Below are 16,174 nucleotides of genomic sequence, written 5' to 3'. Positions count from 1 at the left end.
TGTCTGGCCAGGACCTTCACTGCCTGACCGGACTTCCATCGCCGCCAGACTTCCTCCACCTCGGCCTCGGACAACGGAGTTCTGGTCATCACACATCACCTCGTTCAACTGAACAAAACCAGTGTTGCGCTAACCCATTGAGACCACACCGATGAGCGTTCGCCAACCGTCATAGGACAAAGTAGTTCAACTAGCCTGGTCCGATGGATCTGCGCACGCCTATGCAGTTGTCCCGAGATCAAGAACTTGTCGCTCTGATCACCAGGTATGGGTATGAGACACCCTGGGCTACTGGGCTGGTCGAGGATTTTGATCTCGAGCGGGGTGAACGCTCGGAGCGGGTCGCGAGATACCTTCAATGGTTCTGGAACGAGGATGACCTTCCCGAGGACGACGCTGCGTACGCCGAGGTATGTAGTGCCGAATTGGCTCGTCATGACGTGACCCAGTCCGACGTCGATTGGTGCACGGGCGGGGACTGGACAATCCAGACCCGAGACGGGATCACACATCGTGTGTATTCCCTCGACTTCATCGCCGACCGCACCGTCCAGTGGCGATGGTGAGAACCTAGCAGCCGAACGCATTCTCGTACCATCGATCGATGTTCGAGCTAGTGCACGACTGGCGCTATCGAGAACCCTTGTGGCTGAACGTATTCGTGCGTCACCGTGGAACTCAACTGTCGCAGGCGCTGACCGGGATCGACACCTTCCACTCCGGCATCGCGTCCTTGCTGATTGTGAACTCGGGTTGCCCGGAAACCTGCACCCACCAGGTAAACCCAGCCGCGTCTTGAAATGCGCGCTGCACTTTTGTCACCGCGAGCGGCTGAATGACCGCTGTTGCGATGATGTCCTCAGCCTTGGCTTCGGTGCTACCCGATTCGTAGTAGAACGTACGGATCGTGAGCGGCTTGTCGCACAGATTCTCGAAGTAGCCGTCATGCGAATGGCTACAGCCCGTCAGCAGAGGAAGCAGCACGAGTGACAGCACCAAGCAACAACGTATTCGCTCCGCTGACCCCGGTGCGGCGGTGTCGTTCACGCGAGCATCGTGCCGGGGAGTGGACACGGGTGGCAACCGAATATCCAATGGCAGCTGGCGATATCGGGCGTTGGTCGTGAAAGGCGGCTGCGTCGGGTTCGGGGACGGTCCACATTCCCTTGCTGGTCGCACCGCTCGCGGCTGGGGTGGGCGTTGCGGTGACCTTCGCCGGTCTGCTGGTGAAGGCCGCACCGTTCCGTCGCCCCGATCGCGGAGAACTGATCGTATCTGCCTGTGGTGCAGCTATTCTCGGCCCCGCGATGGGGGCTCTGTTCAGTCTGGCAGGCTCGATGGCGGCCCAGCTCTCGGCGATGGTGACCATTCGGTTGATCGGTACCGCTGTCAGCGCGGATGTCTACGGCCACTACCTGACGATGTTCGAGAATCCGGCCCACGCCGACTGGTCACTCGCCGAATCCGTAATGCTCGCGGTAATGGTGATCCTCGCCCTGGGCGCTGCCCGCTGGTGGCGGGACCCGGCTCGGAGCCTCACTCCAGCCCGCCGTTCCCTCCTATGGGCAGCCGCGCCGATCGTCGTGCTAGGCGTCCTCTACGGAATCATTGCGGCGCTGGCCTATTGGAACCTGGCCGACTCGTTCACGATCGCCCCGGACAACTCCTACACACGATGGACCACCCGCTAGTCCGGCACTTCGATAGCGCTGAAACGCGGTGTGCGGCACCGGCTCGCTGACCCTCCCTCGTCAACCGGCAGTGAGCGGATCACTGCGGGCGTGGAGCGCATTGAAAAAGTGCTCGCCGGGCAGCCCGAACCACGGATACGACTCGGACTCGTCACCAGGATCATCGTCGTCTTCACCTTCCACGACTGTCGAGGCCGGCCACCGTCCCGACCGGACCTCGTCGAGGAGAAAGCTCAGCAGATCGGTGAAGCTCTCCGCGCAAACGAAATGCCGCTCCTCGTCCCGACCGAAGTTGATGATCTGCCCCGGAACTCCCGCATGATCCGGATCGAGATCCAGGCCGATGTAGTCCGAGCGCGAAGTGTCCGACCACAGCGGAATCCAGCCCGCAGAGGTGTAGAGAGGCTTCACTCGTCCCTCAGCGCCCGCCATGACAGCCCCGAAAGCCTGAAGCTGCTCGATCTCACTGCCCTCACGTACAGCGATCCAGGACGACCAGCATTGCTCGATCAGACGCGTCGACAGGAAAGAGAGGGTAGGTATGCACGGCACCGCGCCCTCGCCACCCGTAGCGATGTCGGTCGACAACTGACCGTTGTGCATGGCGAGAACGGCCTTCACATCATCCGGAAGACGCTGGCCCAGTGCCTTTTCCAGCTCATCGATCTCGGCCCGGCTGGCGGGAGGAGCCAAGTTCTCGAACGCCAAGGGCACGTTGACGCGAAGCCAATCGACGTACTCTTCGAACAGCGTGATCGCATCCACAGCTGCAAGATAGCAAGCGCTCGAGACGGTTCGGCGCACTCATCCTGTCTTGCCGCATGCCGCACGGACCTCACCGGCTCCCGTGGCGGGCCACAGAACGTGACGGTCGTCACTTCGTGTCAGATCTGAACGTCGCGGCGTGTCTGGAGGGCATGACTGATTTCAATGCCATCACCAAAGTGGTTGTGATCGGCGGCGTGTTCGACATCGCCGACGACCGGATCGTCAGCGGCTACGGCATCCGCAACCCGAAAAACTGGCCGCCCTCGAGTTCCCCCGCACCATCAGCCGCACCGAAACGCCCACGCCGTAGTCCCACCCACCTGGAGCACAGGCAGCCACGCCGAGCCCAGCACACTCGTTCGGCGCGAGCACGGCGTTCGACTGGGTCATACCCGCGTTACCAGTTGTCCTGGTAGCTCAGATGCACGATGACCTTGTCCGGATCGCGGACCGATATCCACATACAGGTGGTGTAGCGGTCGAGTCCCCAGCCACGGAGCTGGCAGGCACCTCGGTAGGAGTCGCGCTCGCCTCGTGCGGACGAGGTAGTGGATGTGAAAGCCCAGCCGGCGGTGCTTTCGAGGTGGTCGCGGATCTGCGCGGAGGTGAGGTCCGGGGTGGTGGCCGTGCCGGTGATCACGAACTCACGGTCGCAACTGCTCGCGGACGATCGTGGCGTGCAACCCAGGTCGGCGGTCTCGCTGACGGACAGCCCAGCGGGCATCGGCCCGAGCGCATCGGTGGCGGGAACCCACGCGGGCCTGCCCGAGATGCCGATCATGACCGACGCCGCGAGCAGGGCAAGGCCGGTCAGCACGCAGTAGCACGCGATCGAGATACGGCCGATGAGTATGCGGGCCCGCGTCTTCGGATCTGTGGGAGCTGTGACGGCCGTGTCGAGGACCGGCGCGACGATCAGCACGATCATGACCACCGCTGTCAGTGCGACCCCGGCGGTGATCCGACAGTCAGCCCCGAGCCACCCCATCGCCGCTGTCAGTTGTGCGAGAGCCAGGACCGCGAGCACGGACAGGCCGACAACCCGGCCGGATCGGGTCTCGGCTGCGAGTGTCCAGCACAGCATCGGCATCACCAGCAGCAGCGACAGAAACACCATGAGCCGACCGTAAACCAGGCACCGCGCTGACCTGAACGGCCACGGACAGCGATAGATGTACCGCAAGCACCATCCGCGCGAGGGCCTGAGAGGGTAGTCGCCAGCATTGAACAGTTTGTGGCGCAGTGCAATTCGTGCAGCATCCCGATGCGATGTGACCATTGCAGGCGGGGTACTCCTACCCGGTTTCGGGCTGCCGGTGGCCGGAACTGTTCGGGCACCGCCCGCCGGCTCCCCCCGGGAGCGCGGTAACCGCGCTCTAATCGCGGTGGAACGACAGCCGGGCCGGCAGCCGCTCGAACGCCAGGCTCGCACCGCTCTGCGCCAACTCCATGGTCGGAATCGAACAGATCGCGCGCAGCAGACCCGGCGACAGCCGGTGCAGCACCCAGGCCGCGGTCGCGTCGAAATTCACCGGGACGACCGCGAGATTGAAGCGGATCGCGCGTTGCACCGCGCGCGCGACCATGTCCGGGGTCGCGAAACTGTAGCGGGACTGGGCATCGGCGAAGTGCGCGCGGAACTCCTCGGCCGCGGCGGTGTCCCGGCCACTGGCCAGGGTGGCGTTGGCGGCGAGCCGAGTGCGGGTGACGCCGGGGCACACCGCGCTGACGCCGATGTTCCTGGGCGCGAGGTCGGTTCGCAGCGACTCGGCCACCATGAGCGCGGCGGCCTTGGACGCGGAGTAGGACGGCGCCACCCGATTCGGGGTCCAGGCCGCGCCCGAGGCGATCACCACGATGTGACCGGGTCGCCCGCTCGCCACCATCTTCGCGCCGACGACCCGGCTGCCGTGCACGACGCCGTGCACGTTGATCGCCATGACGTTCTCCCAGTCCCGCGGTGTCTGGTCGAAGAACGCACCGCCCACCGCGATACCGGCATTGTTGACCAGAATGTCGGGCACCCCCACGCGAGAGATCACACTCTCGGTGACCGACGCCCACCGCTCGGGATCGCGGACGTCGAGCGCGTAGGCGTGACAGGCGCCGGCTGCGAGCGCGACGGTCTGCTCGGCCGCGGCGAGGTCGATGTCTGTCGCGATGACGATGTCGCCCGCGGCGGCCTGGCGCAGCGCTATGGCGCGGCCGATGCCGCTGCCCGCCCCGGTGACGACGACGACCCGTCCCCGCTTGTTCGCCACGGGTCCGCTGAACGGAATTCTCATGATCGGTTCCAATTCGATTGTCTGGTAAGGCATGTCGCGGCACAGGGCCCGACGGCGAAACCGCTACTTGGCGGCAGCGGGTGCGGGCTCGGTCACAGCCGTATCGCCCGGATCCGCGACCTCGGCCGATCCCACGACCGACCGGAAGGTGTAATCCGCCCGCGGATCGAAGGTTTCGCTGTGGTCCCACAGCGAGTTCCGAAATCCCCGGGACGGCCGCAGAATCGGCGCCTCACCCCGGGCATTGGAGAAGTAGCTGCGCACGTTGTGCTTCTTGACCTGCCGCTCGACCAGATACTCCTGCGCGACGACGGTGAACGGACTGGTGATCATGGCCCGATGCCAGGCGTCGTGCGCGGCGGGGGTCACCTCGGCGATCTGCGCGCCGCGCGCCCGGGCCTCGGTGATGACGCGGGCGATGTGCAGTCCGGAGTTCTCCATCATGCTCATCCAGGTCACACCGCTCCAGCCGTAGGGCCCGTACAGGAACCAGCGATTGGGCAGCCGCGGCATGGTGACGCCCGCGTACGCCTGCATGCCGTTCGCGCGGTAGAACTCACCCAGATCCAGACCGTCGCGGCCGGTGACCGCGCCGACCGGGAAGGACTCCGGGTCCGAGGCGACGTTGAACCCGGTGGCCAGCACGATCATGTCGTAGGCGCGCTCGACCCCGTCGGTGGTACGGATGCCCCGCTCGGTGAAGCGTTCGATCGGGGTGGTCAGCAGCGTGCCGTTCTCCCGGCCGAAGGTCTGCAGGAACCCGCGGCCGAAGGTCGGCATGTTCGCCATGATGCCGTGGCGGGGCACCAGCGCCGCGCGGGCCTGCGAATCCTTCACCAGGAAGCGCAGATACGCGCGGTAGGCCACCCGCAGCGCCGCCTCGGCACCGGTCAGCAGCGCCAGCGCGGCCCGCTTGGGCAGCCGCTCGGCCGCGACGACAATCGCTTGGTACGCATACCAATTGGCCATGTAGGCCAAAGTGTGGAAACGCTTGGAACGCATGAGCGCCTGCCCGATCCGGCCGAATGCGAAGTCCGGCTTGGGAAAACACCAGGTCGCGGTGCGCTGGTAGACGTCGAGCTGCGCGACTTCCGGCGCGAGCGACGGCACGATCTGCATCGAACTGGCGCCGGTGCCGATCACCGCGACCCGCTTGCCCGCGTAGTCGTAGGAGTGATCCCATCCGGCCGAGAGCATCAGCTTGCCCCGGTACTTCTCGACATCCGGGATGCCGGAGTTCGAGCGCGGCTCCAGGAAGAACCCGGTGGCATTGAGCACATACCGGGCGGTGAGCGTGCTGCCGTCGTCCAAATACAGTGTCCAGAAACCATTTTCGTCATCCCACACCTCGCGCTCGACCGAGACCCCGAACCGGGAGCGCTCGTACAGGCCGTGCTCGCGCGCCACGCGCCGGCAGTACTCGCGCACCTCCGCGCCGGGCGCGAACACCCGGGACCATTCGTTCGGGGCGAAGGTGAATTCGTACGAGGTCGAGGGCACGTCGAGCGCGACCCCGGGGTAGGTGTTGGCGATCCAGGTGCCGCTGAAATCGCCGCGCCGGTCCAGGATCACGAAGTCGTCGATGCCCGCGCGCCGCAGCTGGCAGCCCGCGGCTATGCCGCCGACACCCGCGCCGACCACGACGGCTTCCAGCTCCGGTAGTGGTGTGGCGGGCACGCGCTTCCCGGTATTCGAACCCATGTTTCCGACTCCTGTCGATCGTCTTCGATCCCTGCCCGCGACCGGTCGATTCCGGCGTCGCGAGCGCGGCGGCTCGGCTGATGCGCATCACCCTGAAACGGATATTAAACCTATTGGGATAGTGACGCAATCTGGATGTTCATAGAATCCTTGAAGACCTTAAAGGGGCTCCTGCCTGGTCAAGCGCTCCGGACGCTCGCTCGCGGAGTGTGATTCGGAGGCGGCTCTGTGGGTGTGGATGCCGCATTGGCAAGCCTTGTCGTGGTGAAGATATCTAGATAATGTGGCTATCTGAATACTTCGGACAGCGTTCCATGCGGTCCGGAAAGAGGAGGTTCTGCAATGGCGCAAGGCTCTACTCGGCAGCTGGATTCCGGTCGGCACCCAGCGACGCCCACGCTCGCGGGGGGACTGTTCGACCGGCTCGCACTGGGGATGACCAAGCCCGCTTACATCAGGCTCTGGTACGCCTCGGTCGCGGCCGTCAGCGTGGCCATCCTCGTCGTGACGGCCCTGGTATTGATCTACATCATGCCCGAGGGCTCGGATATCGCCGGGACCGTCGAGTTCTACGAGAAATACAACACCCTGCTTCGCGTGGTCTCGGCCGGCCTTGCGCTGATGTTCGTCCTGGGCGGGGTCTGGTCGGCGGCGTTCATCGGCACCCTGTGGGCCGCGGACACCAGCCGCAATCGCGTCTACACCTGGTCCGCGATCTTCAGCGAGATCCTGGTGCTGGGCCTGTTCTTCGCCGAGTCCGGCATTTTCGCGGCCACGGTGCTGCTGTCGGGCAACTCACCGGATTCCATCATCCACGCCCTGCACATCGTCGCCCTTGCCTCGGCGGCGCTGCTCGGGCCGGTGTGGGTGCCGTTCGCCCTTGCGGCCCTGCTGATCTCGCGTCGTTCGGGCCTGTTCCCGCGCTGGTTCAACCGCCTGTGCGTCGCGGTGATCCTCGTCGACATCTGCACGATCACCGGCGTGTTCACGCTGTCGGGTCCGCTCAACGGCGAGAACGGAATGATCGGCGCCTTCGCCGGTGTGCTGTGCCCGGTGCTGTGGGTCGCGGGCACCGTCGCATGGGAATTCGTGGACTGGGCGCGTGATCGCGCGAGCTCGATCGCGGCCGCCGCACCGGAAATCGCTTCGGGCACATACCTGTCCGCCCCGGTGTCGGAGGTGGTCGCCAATGGGTGACACGACCCGCCCGCAGTACGAAGTCGCCGTGATCGGCGCGGGTCCCGGTGGCATCGCCGCCGGCACCAAACTCAGGATGGCCGGGATCGACGACTTCGTGATCCTCGAACGCGCCGAGGACGTAGGCGGCAGCTGGCGCGAGAACAACTACCCCGGCATCGCCGTGGACGTGCCCTCGACCACCTATCAGTACTCGTTCGAACGCAACGCCGGATGGTCCCGTTTCTTCGCGTACGGCCCCGAGGTGCAGCGATATCACGCCGACGTGGCCCGCAAGTACGGCCTCTACGAGCGCACCAGGTTCAACAGCAACGTCGAACGCGAGATGTGGGACGGCGAATCACGCTGCTGGGTACTGCATCTCGGGGACGGCACCGAGGTCACGGCGCGGTTCGTCATCAGCGCGATCGGCGCGTTCGTCCGGCCCAAGGGCGACGTCGGCATCCCGGGCGCGGATTCCTTCCGGGGCAAGGTGCAACGGCCGACGTCCTGGGACGGCGACTACGACCTGACCGGCAAGTCGGTCGGCATCATCGGCACGGGAGCCAGTGCGGTGCAGATCATTCCGGCGATCGCCGCCGAGGTCGGCGCCCTCACGGTCTTCCAGCGGACCCCGGTGTGGTCGGTGCCCAAGCCGGACTTCGTGGTGCCGCGGGTCATGAAGGCGGCGCTGGCGATACCGGGCGTATCGGCGTTCATCAATGGAATCGCCTTCGTCGCAGTCGATCTCATGCTGCGCCTGGTCGCGAATTCGCCGATCGGGCTGTTCCGTAACGCCGCGAGCAGATTCGACGCGTGGCTGATCGCGGGCTATCGCCGGTACGTCGGATTCGTCGTGAAAGACCCTGCGACGGCCGCGAAACTGAGCCCGGACTTCGGCGTGCTGGCGAAACGCCCGACCCTGTCGAGCGGCTATCTGCCGGCCTACAACCGGGACAATGTCTCGCTGGTCACCGAGCCGATCGCGGAGGTCACCGCCGACGGCGTGACGACCCGCGACGGCGTCGCGCGCCCGCTGGACGTGCTCATCCTGGCGACCGGCTACGAGGTGTTCTCCGATCCCGAAACCTACCTTCCAGGAACGATTGTCGGCCGCGACGGATTCGACCTCGCGACGTTCTACCGCGAGCACGGCCTGCAGGCGTACCAGAGCGTGTCGGTGCCCGGGCTGCCGAATCGATGGACGCTGGTCGGCCCGTACTCCTGGAGCGGCACCAGCTGGCACGCCTTCGTGGAGACGACCGCCGATCACGCGATCCGCGCCATCGGCGAGACCAGGCGGCGCGGCGCCGATGTCTGCGAGGTGCGCGCGGAAGCGGCTGCGGAGTACCACCGTTCGGTACACCGGCGCGCCGAAGGCGTGCGCTACTACCTGTGCGAACTGAACGGTCACGTGCCGACGTACTACCGCAATTCGCAGGGGGACAGCACCTACATCCGGCCGGAGAGCTTTTTCGCGGCCCGACGGCGCACCCGCAAGTTTCCGCTGGATGATTACCGTTACGAGACAGGGAAATCGGTGTCCGCGAGTACGCCCGGCGAGGCCGTGAACGCGGTGCCCGGCGGATTTTGACATCGACTCGGCCCCGGCGGTTTCCTGCCGCCGGGGCCGAGTCATGACCTCAGGCAGTCTCGCCGGCGACGCTCACCGCCGCGGCCTGCTCCAGCAACCGGCGCATCCACAGCCGGATCGTCTCGGCGAGCAGTTGTGCGGATTCGTCGGCGGTGATCGACTCACCGGCCGAGCCGAGGATCAGCCCGGCCCCGGTCGCGAAGATCGCGCGCACCGCGGATTCCGTCAATGGATCATTCGGCGGAATGCTCACCGGCAGAAAGTCTTCCAACAGCACGCGACCGGATTCGATGACGCGCCGGATCATGTTCGCGGTGTCGTCCCGCTGCGCGGTATCGCGCATGACGATGATCAGATACTCCGCGCCGAGGATGAGCAGCGCGGTGTCGGTGGACGACCGCGCCCACCAGCGCGAGAGCACCTCGAGACGCGATTCCATATCCTCCGGTGCCGCGACGAGCATCGGCATCAGCTTTGCCAGCTCGCGCACCAGGCCTCGCTGGATGACCTCGACGCAGAGCGCCTCCTTGTTGTCGAAATTGCTGTACAGCGCGCCGATGGTGCGGCCCGCCTCGGCCGCGATGGCCGCGATGGAGGTGGCGTGATAGCCGTCGGCGAAGAAGAGCTGTTCGGCGGCGTCCAGCAGGTCTTCCCGGGTCCGCGCCTGGCTTTCGGCGCGGGTGAGAACTCTTCGCGTCGCCATCGGCGGCCGACCTCCCGCTGTCCGTGGTGCGATCCCGGCTCGGGACCGAGGATCAGCATCACTTGGATAATATAGCTATGTAAATAGTAATACCATGCGAATTTGGTGAAGGGTCAGCCCTTGGCGACCGGCAATTGGGCATCTGCACAGAACCGGATAGTCTCGGTACTCGAAATGCTGACCCACGTGCTGGACTGCTCGCCGGCGGAGGACATCGGAGGATCGGATGGCCGCTCGTAAGGTGCTGACCCGTGCGGAGAGTCAGGCGCGCACGCGCGACGAGTTGATCGAGGCCGCGGAGATCCTGTTCTACGCCAACGGCTATTTCGCGACCTCACTGGCCGCGATCGCCGCGGAGGCCGGTCGCACGATCGGCGCGGTGTACAGCAATTTCGAGAGCAAGGAAGCGCTCTGCCTGGAAGTGCTGCGCGGCTGGGGGAATTCCTCGCTGTCCCGGCTCGTCACCGCGATCGCCGCCGGTGACGGCACCCTCGATCAGCGTCGCGACGCGATCAGCTCGTGGTGGGCCACCGAAATGGCCAACAATCGCGCCCCGATGATCCTGGCGGCGGAGTACGCGATCAGCGTGATCCGCGATCCGGGTCAGCGGGACATCACGATCGAGGCGGTCGAGCGGATAGTCGAGTCCGGGCGGGCCCTGTTCCTGGAACACCTGCCCGAGGGCGCGGACGTGACCGGCCCGCTGGTGGACAGCGCCGTGCGCGGGGTCCTGAGCACCGGCGTCGGCTTGGCGGTCGGCCACGTGGCCGGCGTGATGGAGATCGACAAGTCGGTCGAAGTGCTCACGGCCACAATGGAGTTCTGGCTCGACCGCCTGGGCGCTGCGGTACGCGAGGTCGGCCGACCCACGGACTGACGCACACCGCGAAACAGCGCCGCGTGGGACGTGACTATCCGGATCACGTGGTCCGGGGTGGGCGGGGGTGCGGGATCTTCGGTGGGTAGCGCGTTGCCGCCGACCGAAGGACTCTCCGCCATGAGCCATGTGATCACCGAGGACGGGACCCGGATCTTCTACAAGGACTGGGGCCCGGCGGACGGGCAGCCCGTGCTGTTGAGCCACGGGTGGCCGTTGAACTCCGACGCGTGGGAGAGCCAGGCGCTCTATCTCGCCGAGCACGGGTGCCGGGTCATCGCGCACGACCGGCGCGGGCACGGGCGGTCCACGCAGACCTGGACCGGGAACGAGATGAACACCTACGCGGACGATCTCGCGACGCTGCTCGACGCACTGGACCTGACCGGGGTCACGCTGGTCGGGCATTCCACCGGCGGCGGGGAGATCACCCGGTACGTCGGCAGGCACGGGTCGGGGCGGGTCGCCAAGCTCGTGCTGGTCTCGGCGGTACCGCCGTTCATGCTGCGGACCGAGGACAATCCCGAGGGGCTGCCGATCGAGGTGTTCGACGGCATCCGGGCGGGGGAGCGCGCCTCGCGATCACAGTTGTATCGCGATCTCGCCGACGGCCCCTTCTTCGGTCACAATCGGCGAGGTGATGTCCCGCAGGGTATTCGGGATTCCTTCTGGTTGCAGGGCCTGGCTTCCGGGCACCGCAACGCCTACGAATGCATCGCGGCATTCTCGGCCACCGATTTCCGTGACGATCTGGCCGGTATCGACGTGCCGACCCTGGTCATCCACGGCGACGACGATCAGATCGTCCCGTTCGAGGTCGGCGGGCAGCGCTCGGCCAAGCTCGTCGCCGGCGCCGAGTTGATCGTCTACGCCGGCGCCGGTCACGCGCTGCCCGACACCGAGAAGCAGCGCCTGTCCCAGGACCTGCTCACTTTCATCCGTTCGTGACCACCGAAAAAAGGACTTCACCATGACTCAGCCCGCCTCCACCGGAAAACCGCCCATCGTCCTCATCCACGGGCTCTGGATGACCCCGTCCAGCTGGGATACCTGGGCCAACCGCTTCCGCGCACGCGGCCACCAGGTCATCGTCCCGGGCTGGCCCGGCATCGACGACCGGCCCCCGGCAGATGTGCGCAAGGACCCCAGCGGGCTGAAAGGCGTCGGCATCGTGCAGATCGTCGACAACTACGCCCGCATCATCGAGGCGCTGCCCGAAAAGCCCATCATCATGGGGCATTCGTTCGGTGGCATCTTCACCCAGATGCTCGCCGACCGCGGTTACGGCATCGCGGCTGTCGGTGTCGCGCCGGGTCAGCCCGCGGGCATCCTCACCCTGCCGTTCTCGACGCTGCGCACGGGCCTGCCGATTCTGTCGAATCCGTTCGGGCGCAACGGCGCGAGCCCGATCTCCAAGGGGCACTTCCACTTCACCTTCGGCAACGACCTGAGTCGCGCCGCATCGGATCTCGAGTGGGAGGCCAGTGCGGTCAACTCCTCCAACCGGGTGTTCTTCGAAGGCGTGCTGTCCCTGCCGAAGGGGCCGAAGGGCATCACGGCCGTCGACTTCGCCAAGCCCGATCGCGCTCCGCTGCTGCTGATCTCCGGTGAGATCGACAACGTCGCGCCGCCCGCCATTCAGAAGGCGACCCTGGCCAAGTACTCGAAGGGCACCGCACTCGTCGAGCGCGTGGAATTCGCGGGCCGCACCCACCGCCTGGTCAGCCAGGACGGGTGGGAGGAGATCGCGGACTACGCACTCGACTGGTCCCTGCGCAACGCGGCGAAAGGCTGAACGGCATGACCTCTCGTAAACCATTGCGGCGCGGACCGCTGGTGGCCGTGCTCGCGGCCGCGGTGTTGGGCCTCGCGCCGCTTGCACCCGCCGCCGCGGCTCCCGCCGATCCCACGGTCGTGCTGGTGCACGGCGCGTTCGCCGACGCCTCCAGCTGGGACGGGGTGGTAGCGGAATTGCGCGAGCGCGGCTATCGCGTGGTGACCGTGGACAATCCGCTGCGCGGACCCGGCAACGACGCGCAGGCGGTGCAGCGCGTGCTCGACACCATCGACGGCCCCGTCGTACTGGTCGGGCACTCCTACGGCGGTGCGGTCATCACCAATACCCACGACGACAAGGTCAAGGCGAACGTCTACATCGCCGCCTTCGCCCCGGCCGAGGGCGAGTTCGTGCAGGGCCTGCTCAGCCCGATCCAGTTCCCGGGCAGCCGAATCCTGCCGCCCGCACTGCAATTGAAGCCGGTCACCGGGGGAGTGGACGGGTTCATCGCGGAGGAGTACTTCCACGAGATCTTCGCCCAGGACGTCAGCGCGAGCACCGCCGCTACCATGTTCGACCACCAGAACTCGGCGGCGCTGTGGGCCAATCTCGAACCCAGCGGGAAGCCGTCCTGGGCCACGACGCCGAGCTGGTACCTGCTGTCCAAGGACGATCGGGTGATCCCGGCGGCATCGCAGCGTTTCATGGCGTCGCGGGCCGCGCCCGGCGCGACCACCGAGATCGACGCTTCGCACGCGTCGCTGGTCTCGCAGCCCGCGGTGGTTGCCGACACCATCCAGGCCGCCGTGACCGCGAGTCGATGACGCCGCGCGGGTGAAGGCGTGACCCGCCGGTATCGGTGTCGAATCCGACACCGATACCGGCCGGGTAGGTCACCCGGACATCGGTCCAAGATGTCAGAATCTGCTGACCATGTCAGCAGATCCACACCGGTCGCCACGGCCGTGACCATAGTTTTCGATACGCGGGTGCTCGCGCCGCACGAACGCGCCGACGCCGTCTGCGACGCCATGCAGACCTCGTCGGTCCCCTCGCATGTGGCGCACGAGGATCCCGGCGGCGCGGTGCACGGGGTCTTCGAGATGTGGGAGTTCGGCGCGGAGAGCATCTTCCGGGCCGAGATGTCCGGAATCCGGTTGCGGCGCACCGTACGTCAGGTGCGGGGCTTCGAGGCGCCCATGCTCGCCATCGCGGTCCAGCAGCGCGGTCTGGGCGAGTACGAGCAGTTCGGCGAGCAGCGGCTGGTTCCGGTGAACAACCTGCACGTCATGGATCTGAACGCCCCCTACGACTTTCGCTGGAGCGGGCGCGGCACGTCCACCTGCCTGTACGTCCCGCTGGACCGGCTGGACCTGCCCGCCCAGCTGGTGCGGTCCGCGGCCCCGCTGGTGCGCGAGAGCCCGATCTACCCCCTGCTCGTCGATCACATCCTGGCGATGACGGCCGCCGCCGACGCCCTGAGTGCCGACGCGTCCTCCGCGTACGTCGGTTCCGCCGCTACGGAACTCGTTCGCGGCCTGCTGCTCTCGGCGGCCCGCCCCGAGCTGGACGCCACGATCGTCCCCGCCCGGGCCCTGCTGCCCCGCATCCGCGCCTACGCCCTCGACCACCTGGGCGATCCGAACCTCGACGCCGCCACGATCGCCCGCGCCCACGGGGTGTCGGTCCGCTACCTCTACAAGATCTGCGCCGCGGCCGATTTCACCCTGGCCACCTGGATCCTCGCCCAACGCCTGGAACGGGTGAAAGCCGACCTGTCCGGCCCCCTGGCCCACCACCGCTCGATCGGTTCGATAGCCTCCCGCTGGGGTTTCCGCGATCACTCCCACTTCACCCGCCGCTTCCGCCAGGCCTACGGCATGACTCCGAGCGAGTGGCGCAGCCTCTCCGCTCCGGGAAGCTGAACCTCCTGGACTGCCGTCTCGGCGACAGGCCATCGGCATCGCTCCTACCGCCTGCGGTTCCAGGCCAGTCGCTTCGCCGTGCGCGATCGGCGGCACGAGCGAACATCCGAGGCTTTCCACTTTCGGGCAGCTATCGCACCTGTCGGAACGGTGGATCATCAAAAGTGATCGTCCATGTGTCCGGATCCAGCCAGCGCGGAGGATCTGGCCTGACGGGCACGTGTACGTGCGTGGGCAGGGTCACGTTGAGCCGTTCCGCATCGAGCCGTGTGCCGGAGTCCAGCTCCCAGTGCAGGTTCACCACATGGCCTTCCCAGTCCTCCCACAGTCCGTCGACGATCGAGGTGATCGTCTGCTCGAGCCCGAAATTGCACCACGGCCGTCCCTCTTCATTCTTCGAATCGGCCCAACCGGTCGAGGGGTCGTAGGTTCCGTAGACGAAGAGGTAAGCGCGAATATCCTCACCGACCGCGCAGTCCAGTTCGGCGTATTGGAAGAGAGCGATACCGACTGTCGCAGAGTTAATTTCAGGTGCTTCCGAGCAGCACGACGACTTGATCACCGGTTGATCCTTCACTCAGTTCAGGTACGCGGCAAGTATCGAACGCCCCGCAGATCTCATCAGCGTGGTATGCGGCAGCCGCTGACGTTCCGAGCGCGGAGGGTCGGATTGTTGTCTCCGGTCTCGGATGGGCGGCGCCTGTTCGGAGGGCCAATTATCGTGCACTATCGCAGTAGATTTGGCGGAAACCGGCACGGAAGAGCCGATAGTGCACGATAAGTAGAGCCCGCCCGCATTCGGAAGATCACTGCGTTCGCCGGCCGGCACCTAGGTCGTCCCGACGTCCGCGAGCCACGATCGTTCCGCTGACCCCAGATTGCCTCTGTCGGTCGATCTTCCGTCCCTTCTGCGGCGCGGATCAGATCAGCTTGGTCAAGCGGTGCGGATGTCTGGGGCTACGGTCTGCCTAGCTCGATCCATCGCTCCTGCATCAGATCCACACACTCATGAATCTCGGGACGCGGCTCCTGCAAGGTCTCGCGCACGGCGGCGATCGCATTTGGGACCAGGTCCCGACTGCGCCGGCGAACAACACCGACAAGCAAACCGCGACTCCAATTTTGGAGCCGCCCGCGCTCTGTGCGGTGCGAGTTCAGGCCTGAGCATCCCCGAATGCCAGTTGATTCGGTGTGAGCGCAGACTGCCGCCCTGTCAATCGAGAGCGTCGTACTCCGCGGGCGGCTGCAACCACTCCGGGTGATTCAGCCAGTAGTAGCCATGCAAATGCACCATCGCCCAATGCCAAGCCTGATCGTGGAAAACCAGACCGCGACACTCTTCATCGGGTGCCTCGTAGTAATAGAAGGCGACAGCTCGGGCCTCGGCCTCCGCTGACGTCAGCCCTCCGTATCGCTCCATAACCCAGGCATAACTCCGACGTTCACTCGTCAACAACCGGAGATACACATCTTCATCCCAGTCGTACTCCCCGGCCATCCGCGCTCCCCGTTCTCCCGGCCTCATCCTCTCGCGTCAAAGGAACTAGGGCTAGCCCTTATCCTTCTGTACTCGCTCATCGGCTGGTTGGGCACTTGCTGTCAGGGCCAGGTCCTGGCCGGCCGAAGGGTAAGCAGCAGGGGGACCGGCCCCGCCCGCTCTGCGGGACTGTGCTTACT

General features: G+C 66.0%; 17 protein-coding genes. 9 read left to right on the top strand and 8 right to left on the bottom strand.

The window, feature by feature from the left end:
- The first annotated feature begins 203 nt into the window (after window positions 1-203).
- On the top strand, window positions 204-566 hold the full coding sequence (locus tag ABZ319_RS04015; RefSeq protein WP_354984809.1) for a hypothetical protein: 363 nt from the start codon (window positions 204-206) through the stop codon (window positions 564-566).
- Window positions 567-678: 112 nt separating this feature from the next.
- Here the strand turns inward: ABZ319_RS04015 and ABZ319_RS04010 are convergent, their stop codons facing one another.
- Window positions 679-1,047 (bottom strand): hypothetical protein, encoded by a 369-nt coding sequence (locus ABZ319_RS04010; RefSeq protein ID WP_354984808.1) that lies wholly within the window; start codon window positions 1,045-1,047, stop codon window positions 679-681.
- A gap of 158 nt (window positions 1,048-1,205) precedes the next feature.
- Between ABZ319_RS04010 and ABZ319_RS04005 the strand changes: the two genes are divergently transcribed.
- A complete protein-coding gene (locus ABZ319_RS04005; protein WP_354984807.1) occupies window positions 1,206-1,691 on the top strand; it encodes a hypothetical protein in 486 nt (161 codons plus the stop codon).
- 60 nt (window positions 1,692-1,751) lie between these two features.
- Here the strand turns inward: ABZ319_RS04005 and ABZ319_RS04000 are convergent, their stop codons facing one another.
- The 4 genes from ABZ319_RS04000 to ABZ319_RS03985 form a co-directional block, all read right to left on the bottom strand.
- Window positions 1,752-2,456, bottom strand: a complete 705-nt coding sequence (locus tag ABZ319_RS04000) for an SMI1/KNR4 family protein (protein WP_354984806.1) — start codon at window positions 2,454-2,456, stop codon at window positions 1,752-1,754.
- Between the two features lie 400 nt (window positions 2,457-2,856).
- The gene (locus ABZ319_RS03995; RefSeq protein WP_354984805.1) at window positions 2,857-3,576 is read right to left on the bottom strand and encodes a hypothetical protein; all 720 of its coding nucleotides are present in this window, start codon (window positions 3,574-3,576) and stop codon (window positions 2,857-2,859) included.
- Window positions 3,577-3,835: 259 nt separating this feature from the next.
- Window positions 3,836-4,744, bottom strand: a complete 909-nt coding sequence (locus tag ABZ319_RS03990; RefSeq protein ID WP_354984804.1) for an SDR family NAD(P)-dependent oxidoreductase — start codon at window positions 4,742-4,744, stop codon at window positions 3,836-3,838.
- Window positions 4,745-4,807: 63 nt separating this feature from the next.
- Window positions 4,808-6,445: an NAD(P)/FAD-dependent oxidoreductase gene (locus ABZ319_RS03985; protein WP_354984803.1), complete on the bottom strand. Its 1,638-nt coding sequence runs from the start codon at window positions 6,443-6,445 to the stop codon at window positions 4,808-4,810.
- Window positions 6,446-6,880: 435 nt separating this feature from the next.
- On the opposite strand from ABZ319_RS03985, the gene ABZ319_RS03980 reads away from it, so the two are divergent.
- Both ABZ319_RS03980 and ABZ319_RS03975 read left to right on the top strand, forming a co-directional pair.
- Window positions 6,881-7,642, top strand: a complete 762-nt coding sequence (locus ABZ319_RS03980) for a hypothetical protein (RefSeq protein ID WP_354984802.1) — start codon at window positions 6,881-6,883, stop codon at window positions 7,640-7,642.
- A complete protein-coding gene (locus ABZ319_RS03975; protein ID WP_354984801.1) occupies window positions 7,635-9,215 on the top strand; it encodes an NAD(P)/FAD-dependent oxidoreductase in 1,581 nt (526 codons plus the stop codon). The genes ABZ319_RS03980 and ABZ319_RS03975 overlap by 8 nt, the downstream gene beginning before the upstream one ends.
- Before the next feature lie 49 nt (window positions 9,216-9,264).
- Here the strand turns inward: ABZ319_RS03975 and ABZ319_RS03970 are convergent, their stop codons facing one another.
- Complete coding sequence (locus tag ABZ319_RS03970; protein ID WP_354984800.1) at window positions 9,265-9,918, bottom strand: TetR/AcrR family transcriptional regulator; 654 nt, start codon at window positions 9,916-9,918, stop codon at window positions 9,265-9,267.
- A gap of 226 nt (window positions 9,919-10,144) precedes the next feature.
- Here ABZ319_RS03970 and ABZ319_RS03965 point away from each other — a divergent pair, with 226 nt between their 5' ends.
- The 5 genes from ABZ319_RS03965 to ABZ319_RS03945 all read left to right on the top strand — a co-directional run bounded on the left by ABZ319_RS03965 (window position 10,145) and on the right by ABZ319_RS03945 (window position 14,497).
- Window positions 10,145-10,795, top strand: coding sequence for a TetR/AcrR family transcriptional regulator (locus ABZ319_RS03965; RefSeq protein ID WP_354984799.1), 651 nt, complete (start codon window positions 10,145-10,147; stop codon window positions 10,793-10,795).
- A gap of 120 nt (window positions 10,796-10,915) precedes the next feature.
- Window positions 10,916-11,743: an alpha/beta hydrolase gene (locus ABZ319_RS03960; protein WP_354984798.1), complete on the top strand. Its 828-nt coding sequence runs from the start codon at window positions 10,916-10,918 to the stop codon at window positions 11,741-11,743.
- 22 nt (window positions 11,744-11,765) lie between these two features.
- Window positions 11,766-12,590 (top strand): alpha/beta hydrolase, encoded by an 825-nt coding sequence (locus ABZ319_RS03955; RefSeq protein WP_354984797.1) that lies wholly within the window; start codon window positions 11,766-11,768, stop codon window positions 12,588-12,590.
- A 5-nt stretch (window positions 12,591-12,595) separates the two neighbouring features.
- Entirely contained in the window at window positions 12,596-13,396 is an 801-nt protein-coding gene (locus ABZ319_RS03950; protein WP_354984796.1) for an alpha/beta hydrolase, read from the top strand.
- Window positions 13,397-13,486: 90 nt separating this feature from the next.
- Complete coding sequence (locus tag ABZ319_RS03945) at window positions 13,487-14,497, top strand: helix-turn-helix domain-containing protein (protein ID WP_354984795.1); 1,011 nt, start codon at window positions 13,487-13,489, stop codon at window positions 14,495-14,497.
- Between the two features lie 130 nt (window positions 14,498-14,627).
- On the opposite strand, the gene ABZ319_RS03940 is transcribed toward ABZ319_RS03945, so the two are convergent.
- Both ABZ319_RS03940 and ABZ319_RS03935 read right to left on the bottom strand, forming a co-directional pair.
- Window positions 14,628-15,059, bottom strand: coding sequence for a hypothetical protein (locus ABZ319_RS03940; protein ID WP_354984794.1), 432 nt, complete (start codon window positions 15,057-15,059; stop codon window positions 14,628-14,630).
- A gap of 651 nt (window positions 15,060-15,710) precedes the next feature.
- Window positions 15,711-15,995 carry a hypothetical protein gene (locus tag ABZ319_RS03935; RefSeq protein WP_354984793.1) on the bottom strand — a complete coding sequence of 95 codons (285 nt, stop codon included), beginning with the start codon at window positions 15,993-15,995 and terminating at the stop codon, window positions 15,711-15,713.
- Window positions 15,996-16,174: the final 179 nt, after the last annotated feature.

The organism is Nocardia sp. NPDC005978, from assembly GCF_040614455.1.
Lineage (GTDB): Bacteria > Actinomycetota > Actinomycetes > Mycobacteriales > Mycobacteriaceae > Nocardia.
This window is presented reverse-complemented; position numbering and strand designations above follow the sequence as displayed.

Coding starts and splice junctions, on each gene's coding strand:
- ABZ319_RS03970 (WP_354984800.1), bottom strand. CDS start 9,918: ATGGCGACGCGAAGAGTTCTCACCCGCGCCGAAAGCCAGGCGCGGACC.
- ABZ319_RS03980 (WP_354984802.1), top strand. CDS start 6,881: ATGACCAAGCCCGCTTACATCAGGCTCTGGTACGCCTCGGTCGCGGCC.
- ABZ319_RS03950 (WP_354984796.1), top strand. CDS start 12,596: ATGACCTCTCGTAAACCATTGCGGCGCGGACCGCTGGTGGCCGTGCTC.
- ABZ319_RS03960 (WP_354984798.1), top strand. CDS start 10,916: ATGAGCCATGTGATCACCGAGGACGGGACCCGGATCTTCTACAAGGAC.
- ABZ319_RS03975 (WP_354984801.1), top strand. CDS start 7,635: ATGGGTGACACGACCCGCCCGCAGTACGAAGTCGCCGTGATCGGCGCG.
- ABZ319_RS03945 (WP_354984795.1), top strand. CDS start 13,487: ATGTCAGAATCTGCTGACCATGTCAGCAGATCCACACCGGTCGCCACG.
- ABZ319_RS03995 (WP_354984805.1), bottom strand. CDS start 3,576: ATGGTGTTTCTGTCGCTGCTGCTGGTGATGCCGATGCTGTGCTGGACA.
- ABZ319_RS03985 (WP_354984803.1), bottom strand. CDS start 6,445: ATGGGTTCGAATACCGGGAAGCGCGTGCCCGCCACACCACTACCGGAG.
- ABZ319_RS03955 (WP_354984797.1), top strand. CDS start 11,766: ATGACTCAGCCCGCCTCCACCGGAAAACCGCCCATCGTCCTCATCCAC.
- ABZ319_RS03935 (WP_354984793.1), bottom strand. CDS start 15,995: ATGGCCGGGGAGTACGACTGGGATGAAGATGTGTATCTCCGGTTGTTG.
- ABZ319_RS04015 (WP_354984809.1), top strand. CDS start 204: ATGGATCTGCGCACGCCTATGCAGTTGTCCCGAGATCAAGAACTTGTC.
- ABZ319_RS03990 (WP_354984804.1), bottom strand. CDS start 4,744: ATGAGAATTCCGTTCAGCGGACCCGTGGCGAACAAGCGGGGACGGGTC.
- ABZ319_RS03965 (WP_354984799.1), top strand. CDS start 10,145: ATGGCCGCTCGTAAGGTGCTGACCCGTGCGGAGAGTCAGGCGCGCACG.